Source organism: Coprobacillus sp. (genome assembly GCF_984815275.1).
Window position 1 is genome coordinate 44,139 of the sequence record NZ_CFJNYH010000024.1, and the last position, 13,001, is coordinate 57,139.

A 13,001-nucleotide genomic window follows, 5' to 3' on the forward strand; every position below is an offset into this window, starting at 1 on the left:
TACTTTCCTTATTATGTCATATAATTATGAATTCATTATAAACAAAGAAAAGGTAACCAAAGTTACCCTTCTTTTTTATGACAACAACATTCATGATCTTCATCATGATGTCCTTCACCATGGCAACATTCATGATCTTCATCATGATGCCCTTCTCCATGACAGCATTCATGATCTTCTTGACCATGGCAACAACTATGTTCTTCATTCTCTTCACTTTCGTCTTCAGAAATAAAACTATTAAAGACTTCTTCAATCATATCCCATTCTTCTGGTGTATCTACTGGATACAAATGTCCTTCATCATCATAAACCGATGAATAAACTTGAGGTTCTTCTGCAGTCGCATCATAATATAAAACATATTTTTTGCCAGTATCATCACTTTCAAAAGTAAATAATACATCAAATTCTAATTCTTTTCCATTATCATCAATAACTTTAATTTTGTTTGCGTCCATGACTATCTCCTTTGACTATCTAAATACCCTTGTAGAATTTGAACAGCAGCGAGTTTATCAATAACTTCTTTGCGCTTCTTTCTAGAAACATCAGCAAAGATCAGTTGATTCTCCATCATTACAGTTGTTAATCTTTCATCTACAAGTATAACTTCGACATCCATCATTTTCTCTAATCGTTCCTTAAAATCAATAGAGATTTGTGCTCTCTCGCCCAAATCTCCATTCATATGCTTAGGAAGACCGAGTACAATTGTATGGATATTATTTTCCTGGACTATCGTTTTGATATGATAAGCAGCACTTTTATAGTGATTATCTTTAAAACGATATGTCTCAACTCCTTGGGCAATAATTCCTAATGGATCACTTATTGCTATACCACACGTTCTTGATCCCAAATCTAATCCTAATATTTTCTCCACTATTTTGACTCCAAATAGAATTTTACAAGTTCCTCAATAATTTCATCACGATCAATCTGTTGAATAATTGAACGTGCTCCTTTGTGGCTTGAAATATATGCAGGGTCATTAGAGATTAAGTAACCTGCAATCTGATGAACTGCATTATATCCTCTTTCATCCAGTGCTTGAGAAACAGTCATTAAATTAGAATGAATGACTTCTCTTTTAATTTCTTCTGAATTAAATAGACGTGTTTGAGTAAAATCTTTTGCCATAGCACATACCTCCTGTCTATATAATTCATATTACACCATATTGCTAAAAATTGCTAGTAAAAGTGCTTAGAATACGCTTTTTATTTGCTTGATTGCATCATTTATATGTTCTTGTGAAGGACACCCACCTTGTGCAAAGTCTGGTTTTCCACCACCTCTACCGCCTGTCACTTCATTTATCATTTTAACAAGATCACCAGCTTTATAACCATTTTTGACCATTGAAGCTGTTAAACCAACAAAATAAGATGTTTTTCCTTCATATTCACTCACCAGAACAACAACACCATTTGTTAATTGATCCCTTAATTCAAATGTCATTTGTTTAGCAATAGAAGCATCTTTACTTTCACTAACATATAAGAATTGTACACCATTTATCTCTTCTATATTCTTAGATTTTTCTTTTGCTTCAATACTATTTAATTTGTCTAAATATTGATCTCTTTCCTTTTTGACTTCATGCGTCTCATCTATGAATTGCGTCACTTTTTCTACAATTTCATTTCTATTCTTTAATTTGAATAATTCACTTATTGTTTGAATTGTTTCTTCAGATTTCTTCATTGATTGATATGCTTTCTGTGCAGTCACAGCTTCAATACGACGAATCCCTGATCCAACACTTTCCTCACTTTCAATCTTAAACAAAGCAATCTGAGCACTATTGGAAACATGGCACCCACCACAAAGTTCTTTAGAGTAATCTCCAACACTGACAACACGAACTTGATCTCCATACTTTTCATCAAACAATGCCATTGCACCAGAATGCATAGCTTCATCTTTGCTCATGAATTCAATTTGTACATTTAACCCATTAAAAATTTGTTCATTAACTTGATCTTCAACTTTGCGTATTTCTTCATCAGTCATCTTTTGTGGATGTGTAAAGTCAAAACGTAATCTTTCAGCATCAACATAAGACCCTGATTGCGAAACATGTTCACCTAATACTGTCTTTAAAGCCTTTTGTAATAAGTGAGTTGCAGTATGATTATTTTGAATCAATGCACGTTTATGTGCATCAACTTTTAAAATCAATTCATCTCCAACCTTGACACTTCCATTTTTAATTTTAATCACATGTAAATGTTGTAGACGGGGTGCTCTTGAAACATATGTCACATCTAACAATGTTGTCTCATTAGACATCGTTCCAGTATCAGCACACTGTCCTCCCATCTCTGCATAGAAAGTTGTTTGGTCTAAAATAATTTCTCCCTGTGTAGTAATTTCATCACATTTAACACCATCAATAAAAGTAGCAATGACTTTAGCTGTTATTGGTGAATGATCATATACAAATTGACTTGGTGTATCAAAAGCCATTAAATCTGGTTTTTGTGATGACATTGATTCATTATCACCTCGTGCATTTCTTGCACGGACTTGCTGAGCTTTCATTTCAGCTTTAAAACCAGCTTCATCAACTGTAAATCCTGTTTCTTCTGCAATTTCAACTGTTAATTCTAATGGGAATCCATATGTATCATATAATTTGAATGCATCTTTACCGTCTAATTGCTGATCAATTGTTTTTTTCAACATCTGATTTAATAATTTCTCACCATTAGATAATGTTTTATGAAAAGCCTCTTCTTCCTTTTTTACAAGTCCACTCACATAGTCTGCTTTAGCTGGTAAATAATCATAGAATTCTTTCATAATATCAGCCACAACATAAACCAATTTATACATAAAAGAATGATCAATTCCAATCTTCTTCCCATAACGAACTGCACGTCTTAAAATACGTCTTAAAACATACCCTCTACCTGCATTATCAAACAATGCCCCATCACTTAATGCAAAAGTAACAGTACGAATATGGTCTGCAATGACACGATAAGCCATTTTATTGTCTTCATATCTGACATTTGTCATTTCTTCAGTTGCATGAATAATTGGCAGGAAGAAATCCGTATCAAAATTTGTTTCTCCACCTTGAATAATACTAACCAGTCTTTCAAGACCCATTCCAGTATCAATGTTTTTTTGTGGTAATTCTTTATATTCCTTTCGGTCAATAGTAGGATTACAATCAAATTGTGAAAAAACAACGTTCCAAATTTCAATATAACGATCATTTTCTAACTCTTCAAAAAATAATTTTTCACCTAAACCATCAGGGTCATATTCAACACCACGATCATAGAAAATTTCAGAATCAGGACCACCTGGACCTTCTCCAATTTCCCAAAAGTTTCCATCAGTTTTTAAAATATGACTTGGATCTACATGACAAACTTCAGTCCAAATACGATAAGCATCGTCATCATCAGTATAAACTGTCACATATAATTTTTCTTTATCAAATCCTATCCATTCCGGACTTGTTAGAAACTCCCATGCAAAAGGAATCGCATCTTCTTTAAAATAATCTCCTATTGAAAAATTTCCTAACATTTCAAAGAAAGTATGATGTCTTGCTGTTTTTCCAACATTTTCAATATCATTTGTACGAATTGATTTTTGAGCATTGACTATTCTATGGCATGCGGGTTGTTCACTTCCATCAAAATATTTTTTTAATGCTGCAACTCCTGCGTTAATCCATAATAATGTTGGATCATTATGAGGAATCAATGATGCCCCAGGTTCAATCATGTGTCCTTTAGATTTAAAATAATCCAAGAACATTTGTCTTACTTGATTTCCAGTTAATTGTTTCATAATATCCTTCTCCTTTACAAAATAAAAAGTCCTTCCTATAAAAGGAACGACTTAAATCGCGGTACCATCCTTATTCATAATCAAAAGATTATGCTCTCTAAGTCGATAACGCCGACTATGCGTTGATGTTTACATCACTCTTCAAAGTAGCTTTCTTTATATTCTGATAGAAATTTGCACCAACCATTTCCTCTCTAAAAACAGAATTATAAATACTCTTCTTTTTTAACGATTTGACTTTTGTATTATACCCAATTTTATTGTAAAAATCAATATAAAAACAATTCTTGTTATATATATCCTTTTTCCCTCTTCTTTGTTAATGGAATTAATCTTTCAATAAATTTTAGAATAGGCTTATCAATGAATAAAAAGGCCGCTGTTGTTATGACATTAAATAATGTATGCATATTCGCAATTTTACGCATTGGTTCATGGGGAGTCCAGCCTTCAACTATTGATACAATTGGAGTAAATTGACAAATAACAAGAAAAGCTGAAGTTCCCAATACATTAAAAAGAAGATGAAACAAAGCTAATCTTTTAGCATTACGACAACCAGATAATGATGCAATGAAAGCAGTCATACATGTTCCAATATCAAATCCAAATAAAAAATATACTGCCTGAGAAAAAGGGATAAGATGTTGCATTGCAAGGGTTTGTAAGATACCAATAGAAGCTGATGAACTTTGAATAATTGCTGTAAATAATGCCCCAACTAAAACCGCAAATAAAGGATGCGAAAGAGTGATCATGGAATTTAAGAACAATTCAGATGACTGTAAAGGTATCATTGATTGTGACATCATTTCTAATCCCATAAACAACATCCCTATTCCAGTCAAAACTTCGCCACATAAACGAGCTGCACGCCATGAGAAAAAGACAATCAGAATAACCCCTACAATAGCAAATACAGGTGCAAAAACACCTATATCAAAAGCAATCAATTGTCCTGTCATTGTGGTCCCAATATTTGCTCCCATTATAACCCAAATAGCTCTATTTAGTTTCATCACTTTGGCATTCACAAAGCCTATTAACATGACTGTCATTGCAGATGAACTTTGAATAATACAAGTTATCAATGTCCCTACCAAAATAGCTTTTAATTTGTGATTAGTGAGTTTTTCTAAAATATATTCTAATTTAATCCCTGCCCCATCTAACAAGCCATCAGACATCATTTTCATACCATAAAGAAATAAGGCAAGACCTCCTAGTAATCCTAAAATATCTTTTGTTTCCATAAATGACTCCTTTTTCTTTTATTATAAAGAATATCATTTAAAGAATTTGTAAGATAAAGAATAATCATAATATGAATATTTTTTATGATTATTCTTTTGAAACAATTTGTTTAACTTTCGTAAAAACATTTAGATTTTTTAGTAACTCTAGCAAAAGTAAACTATATGATAATAGCAATGGTGAAAAGATCATCCCTACAATACCAAATAAATCACCAAAGAAGGTCAATGCTATAAACAAAGCAATAGGATGTAGTCGTATACACTTAGAAAAAAGATAAGGCTGTAAATATGAAGATTCTAAATATTGTAGAACAATGACTGCAATAAAAGCAACATATCCCATTTGAGGATCAGCTATATATTCATAAATAACAACAGGTATCCCTCCTATATAAGGTCCAATATAAGGCACAAGATTGGTAATTGATAAAAAGAGGGCAATCCATAAAAAGAGATCTTCATCAATAAAAAAGAAAGGAATAAGACACATTAAAAAGAAAAAGAGAAAATCTAAAATTAAAGATTTCATAAACTGATAAGTTAAAAGTTTTAAGCGTTTTAAGGTTTGCATACATGGTCCTTGTTTATCAAATGGTAAATAAACAATTAATTTCTCGATAAGATGCATATTATCATAAGAAAGATAAAATGATATTCCCATGGCTAAAAGGATATTGGTAACCCAGTAAATGACAGATTGTGTCCAACCATTAAGAATTCCCATTAAATAATCTATGACTTGATATTGTTGTAAAAAATCAAAGATTGTAGAGAAAATTGGATTCAATCTTAAATGACCATTACAATATTGATTATAAAATTTTAAACATTGTTCCAAAATATAAGGAGCAACAAAATAGCATCCTATCACAAATAACAATGATAAGGATAGATAAATATGGACAACAACAATTTTTCTGCTTAATCTATCATTTGTAAAATAATCTATCAAAGGATCTAATAAAAAATGAAAGAACAAAGCAATAATAAGTGGAAAAAATAAATTAAAAACATAACAAAAGAATGCACCTATTTGAAATAATGTAATGACATAATATAACAAAATAGCACAAATACTAAAGATAATGATATTTTTAGCTAGCGTAACTTTATTCATATGAAAACCCCTTTATATCAAAAAGGACTAAAAATTAGTCCTTAGTACTCCTTAAAGTTGTTCTTTGATAGCCTTTTTTGCTTTATGAACTGTATGTTCAATTTCATCAGCACAAGGCATATCACTCATCATAATCATTGCTGCGGCAACAATTCCTGCTGAGAAAAAGGCAACTGCTAATTTAGACATTATGTCTCACTCCTTTAAAAGTACATTCTTAGTATGACCATTTTACATAAAATCATACGGTGAAATTGATTGAGTTTGTGACATTTTTTCAGATAGCGTTGTTCGTCTTTTTTCATCATGATTATTAGCAATTCCATAAGCAAATGCCTGATGATTTCCAATTACAAATAAAGATTGCTTTGCCCGTGTTAAACCTGTATAAATTAAATTTTTCTTTAACATAATATAATAGTCTTTTAAAACTGGCATAATAACAATTTTGAATTCATTTCCTTGAGATTTATGAATACTCATACAATAAGCATGTGTAATTGTATAAAAATCATTAGCAGTATATTCTACATATACTCCATCAAAATTAACAATCAGTGTATCTGCCAAAAATTCAAAATTATCTTTATAACATATTTCTTCTAAAATACCAATATCGCCATTAAAAACATTATCGTCAATACGATTTTTTAATTGTAAAATCTTATCGCCCTCACGATAAATACGTTTACCAACACGCAATTCATTTTTATACTCATCATGAGGATTTAAAAGTTCTTGTAAACAGTCATTTAAGGCATCAATTCCTGCTACACCATTATACATTGGTGCTAGAACTTGAATATCATTAGCATCATATCCTTCTTTCATTGCTTTTGAAACAAGAACCTTTACATAGTTCACAATGTCATAAGAAGCACATGTTTGAAAATGGATATCTTTATAATCAAAAAAAAGATGTTCTTGATAATGATCATTACGAATACTATGTGCTAATTGAGTAATTCCACTTTCCTGTGACTGACGATAAATACGATCTAATTTAACTGTTGGTATCATTTGGCTTTCTAGTAAATCCTTCAATACATGTCCTGGTGCAACTGAAGGTAACTGCTGGTCATCACCAATCAATAAAATTTTTGTCACCTTACAAGAAGCAGAGAGGAGATTTGAAAACAATAAAGAATCTACCATTGAAAATTCATCAATAACCAACAAATCTATATCTAAAGGATTTTGAGCATTAACTGCAAATGTATTCGTATGTAAATCCCATTTTAAAAGTCGATGAATTGTACAAGCTTCAAGACCTGTGACTTCACTTAATCTTTTTGATGCACGACCAGTTGGTGCAACCATAGCAATTCGTTGGTCTGGATTTAATTTTGTATATAATTTTATTATAGCCTCAACAATGGTCGTTTTTCCAGTTCCAGGTCCACCAGTTAAAATCATTGCTGATTGTTCTAAAAATAAACGAATAGCCTCTTTTTGTAAATCATCATATTCAATAGCCAATGTATTTTGTAAGTCATCTAATAATTGATTGACTTCCTCATCATCATATTTATAAAGTGGTGCTTTAAGCCAACGCTGAAATGTCTTGGCAATGATATTTTCACTTTCATATAAATCAAACGGATAATATTTTTCTACTTCTTGTATAATCTTTTCTTCATCAATCAGTTCATCTAAATAGTCATCACATTGCTCATATGAGATGTTTGGTATAAAGCGATGGAAATTCTTATAAATGCGATCATGTTCTTGAAAAGTACTGCCATCTTGAAAACAAGCTTCTTTTAATGCATAAAGAACAGCTGCTTTCATGCGATTGTCATCTAAAGGATCAACGCCTATTTTCAAAGCCAGTTCATCTGCTGTTTTAAAACCAATTCCATCAATATCATCTATAAGCTGATAAGGATTGTTTTGCAAAACATCTAATGTATGTTCCTGATAAACAGCTTGGATGAGTGCTAAATTTTTAGTACTAATACCATGTCCCATAAAAAATGATAAAACCTCTTGATCAAAATCCTGAGAGGATAAAACATCAATAATTGTTTCACGCTTTTTTTCATTCATTCCACGAACACTATCTAAAACATGTTTATCTTCTTTAATTTTATTGAGTGCATCTTTTCCCAATGTATCAACAATAGCAGTTGCTTGTTTTTCACCAATTCCCTTGAATAATGGGCTAGATAAATAGCGAATGATTTCACTCTCATCATCCGCTAAAATAATCTCATATGATTGAATTTGAAATTGTTTACCATATTTAGGATGAATTGTGTATTCCCCTTGAAAATGATATTTATCTTGTGGGTTTACATAACTCATATATCCTGTTGCCAATATTGGTTTATCTTCTTGTTCACTATCAATCACACAAACAATAAACTTTGTATCTTCACTATAGAATCGCACCTGTTTAATAATTCCAGTGTATTCTAACATTATAAATATGTAATCTCCTTTTGATCTTTATAAACTTTTTCAATTGTTCCCCCACCCAAGCACACATCAGCATTGTAAAAGACTGCTGCCTGTCCTGGTGTAACAGCTTTAATAGGCTGTTTAAATGTGACATAAATTGTTGTTTCATCTACAAAATGAACAGAAACATCATTATCTTTTTGGCGATATCTAAATTTTGCAGTACATGAAAAATCATCTTCTGGTCTTAAACTTGATATCCAATTAACGTCTGTTATCAAAGCGCCTTCACTCATTAGCCAATCATTTTGATCTCCTTGACAAACATATAATATATTCTCATCATATTCTTTTCCAACAACAAACCATGCATCTCCAGGTCCACCAATATTAAGACCTTTTCTTTGTCCTATAGTATAATACATAATTCCTTGATGTTCACCAACAATTTGTTTTGTTTGAATATCTACCATATGACCATTTTTAGCAGGAATATAATTTTTTAGAAACTCTCTAAAGTCACGTTCTCCAATAAAACAAATTCCTGTACTATCTTTTTTATGTGCAACTGGTAGATTTAGATCTTCTGCAAGTTTTCTAACTTCAGGCTTTGTTAATTCACCAATTGGAAATAGTGAAGACTGGAGTTGTGACTGATTCAATTGACATAGAAAATATGTCTGATCTTTATTATTATCAACGCCTCTTAACATAAGAGAATCTTGTCCTAAATGATGTTCAACACGTGCATAATGTCCTGTTGCTATATAATTGGCATCAATCGATTTTGCATAATCCAAAAAGGCTTTGAACTTAATATGTTTATTACATAAAATATCTGGATTCGGTGTCCTTCCTTTGGCATATTCTTCTAAAAAATATGTAAAAACATGATCCCAATATTCTTTAATAAAATCAACACGGCGAAGTTCCAATCCTAAATGTTCAGCAACTTTCTTAGCATCATTATAATCTTCTTCCTGAGGGCATATCTCATTATTATTGGTAGGATTTCCTAAAATATCATTATTAAGCGAAGAATCCCAGTTACGCATAAAAACGCAAATCACTTCATAGCCCTGTTCTTTTAATAAATAGGCAGCAACCGCACTATCAACTCCACCACTGAGACCTAATACGACTTTTTCTTTCATAAACACCCTCCTTCACTGCTTCTTTATTCTAACACTTTATGTTCCTTTTATAAAGAAAAAAATGATAAAGGATTGACCTTTATCATTTAACATTATTTTAATCTAGACATTGGTAACATTGCAGCACCAATTGCTCCACAATCTTCCAATTCTGTTTCTAATAGCGGTATGTATCCTCTCATACCAACATGGATTTTGGCATTGAATTGTTCAACCAATCGATCATAGAAATAACGTTTAGATTTCATCACGCCACCTCCAATAATAAAGCAATGAGGGTCAACTGTATGAGCAATATTAGCAAGCATTGTTGCAAGTTCACTTACACATTCATCTACAATTCCTTGCGCTTTCACATCACCTTCATCTGCTAATCTAAAGACATCACCAGCATGAGCAACCTTATCTTCACCTAGAATTTCTTTACCCTTACGTGTAATTGCAGTACCGCTCGCTTCACCTTCAACCGCTCCAGGATTTAGTCCACCAAATTTATAACCATTGTTTTTTACAATGATATTTCCAATTTCACCGGCATGTCCTCTTCCACCTGAAACAACTTGCCCATTCACAATAAAGGCTCCTCCAATTCCAGTTGAAATTGTAACATAATAACATGTTGCTTTCCCTTTTCCAGCTCCAAGTAATGCTTCTGCCAATCCAGCAACATTTGCATCATTATCAATAAACACTGGCAAGTTAAAACGACTTGATAATTTCTCACAAATTGGATAATTTTCAAAACCAGGCAAGTTTGTTGCCATAATCATGACTCCATGAACAGTATCTACAGGTCCTGGTACTCCAATTCCAATCCCTTCAATATTTGCAATTCCCCCACAAATACTACAATCTAAGCTTTCAATTTGACGAATGATTTTTGAACAAACAAAATCAGGTCCTTTTTCTCTTTCTGTTGCATCCTTTACTTCACTATATGTTTTCCCATTTTCATCAACCAAAAGAGTACGAACATTAGTTCCCCCTAAGTCAATTCCTATATAGTATTTCATTCTCCGTTCTCCTTCCATACATATATGATTATTATACAATAAAAATAGATATTTTCATAGTTACAATTTACAAAACATACTTCTTTTTATATCTTGTAAATTTTGGGGAAGTGGACACATCATCACTTGATTTTGTAAATATTTTAAACAACCAATTGGCTTCACAAATTTAATTGTATAAGCATGTAAAAATTGATGTTGAAGATGATATTTTTTCTTCATTTCTCTATTTAATTCAAAATCACCATATTTACTATCACCTATGATAGGATGTCCAACACTAGCCAAATGAACTCTAATCTGATGCGTTCTTCCTGTGACTAATTTCACTTTCAATAATGAAAATCCCTGATAAAATTCAATATTTTCTACAAGTGTATGCATCATTAATGCGCCAGGTGTATTTTGAGTTACGACTTTGACAAGTGACTGGTCACCATCTTTTTTCATATAACCAACAAGATCTATTGAAGACATATAGCCCTTGCATATTGTTAAATACGTTTTTTCTATACAATGGCGTTTCTTCATCATCTCATTTAAATCCTGTAGTGCTCGCAGAGTCTTTCCAAAAATAACAATTCCACTTGTATTACGATCTAATCTATGAACTGGTCCTGGTGTAAACCCCAATGAAGTTTGAGGATCATATTCACCTTTTTGATGGAGATAAGTTAACACCTGATTAGATAAAGTATTCATATCTTCATTGATATCTTCATGAACAAGTAAGCCTGCCGGTTTTCCTACAACTAATATCTTATCATCTTCATAAATCACCTGAAATTCTATTTTTAAATCAAATATTGTTTGTGCTCTTGTATATTCCTGAAACTTATCTTCATACAAAAATAGTTCTACAATATCATGATTTTGTAAGATATAGTTTTCTTTGACTTTGACTCCATTCACTTTTACATCCTTTTTCCTTAACATTTTATAAACGAGTTGCGATGGAGCTTGACATAAAAGTTTTTTCAAATACTTATCTATTCTTTGATTTGCATGATTTTCATCTATAATTAACTTTTTCATTCTAATCACCATAAACATTATACATAAAATATGTGAAAAAATATACAAAAAGTGTTTGAAAGCCTTTACAACAATGAAATATTTGTTATAATATACATGTTAAGTGATATTCACTTAATCATACCCCCCTATTATCACCCTAACGTGTAAATAATAGAGAGAATAAGAAAGTGTGCTCCCCCGCATACTTTCTTTTCTTTTTATGATATAATAGAAACAAGGAGTTGAGAAAATGGAAAAAGAAATTAATCGAGAGATGATTTTTGATGGAAACATCATGCAAGTCACAAAAGAAGAAGTTGAACTTGAAGATGGTAAACACGCATTTCGAGAAGTTGTTTATCATCATGGTGGAGTTTGTATTCTTGCAATTGAAAATAACCAAATTCTTTTGGTTAAGCAATTTCGCTACCCTAACCGCATTGAAACCTTAGAAATTCCAGCTGGAAAACTGGAAAAAGATGAAGACACAAAAGCATGTGCTTTTCGTGAACTTGAAGAAGAAACAAATTGTCGTGCACTTGACATGCAATTTATCCTTAAAGTTCTACCATCTCCTGGCTATACCAGTGAATGGCTCTATCTTTATAAAGCAATCGATTTTCATGAAGTTAATGATTCTCTTGCATGTGATGATGATGAATTTATTGATATCATCAAAATGGACCTTGATGAAGCATATCAAAAAGTTTTAGATGGCACAATTGTTGATGCCAAAACAGTTATAGCAATTATGTATGCATATAATCAAAAATAATTTTTATTTTATACATTTGTAATATTTATTCACAAAAAAACAATCCCTTTTGGGATTGTTAATATTCTATATGGCGGTCTGGACGGGACTCGAACCCGCGACCTCCGCCGTGACAGGGCGGCATTCTAACCAACTGAACTACCAGACCAATATAAGCAACAAATATGGCGGAGACAGAGGGATTTGAACCCTCGCGCCAGTTTCCCGACCTACACCCTTAGCAGGGGCGCCTCTTCAGCCTCTTGAGTATGTCTCCATCAGTTGCTTAAATATAATATCATATCTTGATTTTAATTTCAATATAAAATTACATATTTTTAAATGAGAAAACCGGGAACATTAGTTTCCGGTTATTTATCATTGGTCTCCCCTCACGGGTTCGAACCGTGGACCCTCTGATTAAGAGTCAGATGCTCTGCCAGCTGAGCTAAGGAGAGATTGTCAACG

Annotated in this window: 12 protein-coding genes, 3 tRNA genes and 1 other annotated feature; of the genes, 1 reads left to right on the forward strand and 14 read right to left on the reverse strand. The window is 32.1% G+C overall.

The genetic code is table 11. The annotated features are described in order from the left end of the window. Nucleotides 1-62: 62 nt before the first annotated feature. The 11 genes from AC5M21_RS09825 to AC5M21_RS09875 all read right to left on the reverse strand — a co-directional run bounded on the left by AC5M21_RS09825 (nucleotide 63) and on the right by AC5M21_RS09875 (nucleotide 11,797). Complete coding sequence (locus AC5M21_RS09825; RefSeq protein WP_117598710.1) at nucleotides 63-461, reverse strand: DUF1292 domain-containing protein; 399 nt, start codon at nucleotides 459-461, stop codon at nucleotides 63-65. A gap of 2 nt (nucleotides 462-463) precedes the next feature. Next, complete coding sequence (gene ruvX, locus AC5M21_RS09830; RefSeq protein WP_008787886.1) at nucleotides 464-886, reverse strand: Holliday junction resolvase RuvX; 423 nt, start codon at nucleotides 884-886, stop codon at nucleotides 464-466. Then, nucleotides 886-1,143, reverse strand: coding sequence for an IreB family regulatory phosphoprotein (locus AC5M21_RS09835; protein ID WP_008787885.1), 258 nt, complete (start codon nucleotides 1,141-1,143; stop codon nucleotides 886-888). The genes ruvX and AC5M21_RS09835 overlap by 1 nt, the downstream gene beginning before the upstream one ends. A 66-nt stretch (nucleotides 1,144-1,209) precedes the next feature. Continuing rightward, on the reverse strand, nucleotides 1,210-3,819 hold the full coding sequence (gene alaS, locus AC5M21_RS09840) for an alanine--tRNA ligase (RefSeq protein ID WP_008787884.1): 2,610 nt from the start codon (nucleotides 3,817-3,819) through the stop codon (nucleotides 1,210-1,212). Between the two features lie 39 nt (nucleotides 3,820-3,858). Beyond that, nucleotides 3,859-4,057, reverse strand: a binding site (T-box leader). 52 nt (nucleotides 4,058-4,109) lie between these two features. Continuing rightward, nucleotides 4,110-5,072 carry a Na/Pi cotransporter family protein gene (locus AC5M21_RS09845; protein WP_008787883.1) on the reverse strand — a complete coding sequence of 321 codons (963 nt, stop codon included), beginning with the start codon at nucleotides 5,070-5,072 and terminating at the stop codon, nucleotides 4,110-4,112. A gap of 88 nt (nucleotides 5,073-5,160) precedes the next feature. After that, a complete protein-coding gene (locus tag AC5M21_RS09850) occupies nucleotides 5,161-6,192 on the reverse strand; it encodes an AI-2E family transporter (RefSeq protein ID WP_008787882.1) in 1,032 nt (343 codons plus the stop codon). Between the two features lie 51 nt (nucleotides 6,193-6,243). Beyond that, the gene (locus tag AC5M21_RS09855) at nucleotides 6,244-6,381 is read right to left on the reverse strand and encodes a hypothetical protein (protein WP_017143851.1); all 138 of its coding nucleotides are present in this window, start codon (nucleotides 6,379-6,381) and stop codon (nucleotides 6,244-6,246) included. Between the two features lie 42 nt (nucleotides 6,382-6,423). After that, nucleotides 6,424-8,616, reverse strand: a complete 2,193-nt coding sequence (gene recD2 / locus AC5M21_RS09860; protein ID WP_117598711.1) for an SF1B family DNA helicase RecD2 — start codon at nucleotides 8,614-8,616, stop codon at nucleotides 6,424-6,426. Then, nucleotides 8,616-9,749: a tRNA 2-thiouridine(34) synthase MnmA gene (gene mnmA, locus AC5M21_RS09865; RefSeq protein ID WP_054325248.1), complete on the reverse strand. Its 1,134-nt coding sequence runs from the start codon at nucleotides 9,747-9,749 to the stop codon at nucleotides 8,616-8,618. Before mnmA ends, recD2 begins: the two co-directional genes overlap by 1 nt. A 92-nt stretch (nucleotides 9,750-9,841) precedes the next feature. Further along, nucleotides 9,842-10,762 (reverse strand): ROK family protein, encoded by a 921-nt coding sequence (locus AC5M21_RS09870; RefSeq protein ID WP_117598713.1) that lies wholly within the window; start codon nucleotides 10,760-10,762, stop codon nucleotides 9,842-9,844. A gap of 60 nt (nucleotides 10,763-10,822) precedes the next feature. Next, the gene (locus AC5M21_RS09875; protein WP_117598714.1) at nucleotides 10,823-11,797 is read right to left on the reverse strand and encodes an RluA family pseudouridine synthase; all 975 of its coding nucleotides are present in this window, start codon (nucleotides 11,795-11,797) and stop codon (nucleotides 10,823-10,825) included. Between the two features lie 232 nt (nucleotides 11,798-12,029). On the opposite strand from AC5M21_RS09875, the gene AC5M21_RS09880 reads away from it, so the two are divergent. Next, nucleotides 12,030-12,554, forward strand: coding sequence for an NUDIX hydrolase (locus AC5M21_RS09880; RefSeq protein WP_054325249.1), 525 nt, complete (start codon nucleotides 12,030-12,032; stop codon nucleotides 12,552-12,554). A gap of 71 nt (nucleotides 12,555-12,625) precedes the next feature. Here the strand turns inward: AC5M21_RS09880 and AC5M21_RS09885 are convergent. The 3 genes from AC5M21_RS09885 to AC5M21_RS09895 all read right to left on the reverse strand — a co-directional run bounded on the left by AC5M21_RS09885 (nucleotide 12,626) and on the right by AC5M21_RS09895 (nucleotide 12,991). After that, nucleotides 12,626-12,702, reverse strand: a tRNA-Asp gene (locus AC5M21_RS09885). 17 nt (nucleotides 12,703-12,719) lie between these two features. Then, a tRNA-Ser gene (locus tag AC5M21_RS09890) sits at nucleotides 12,720-12,810 on the reverse strand. 105 nt (nucleotides 12,811-12,915) lie between these two features. Then, nucleotides 12,916-12,991, reverse strand: a tRNA-Lys gene (locus AC5M21_RS09895). Nucleotides 12,992-13,001: the final 10 nt, after the last annotated feature.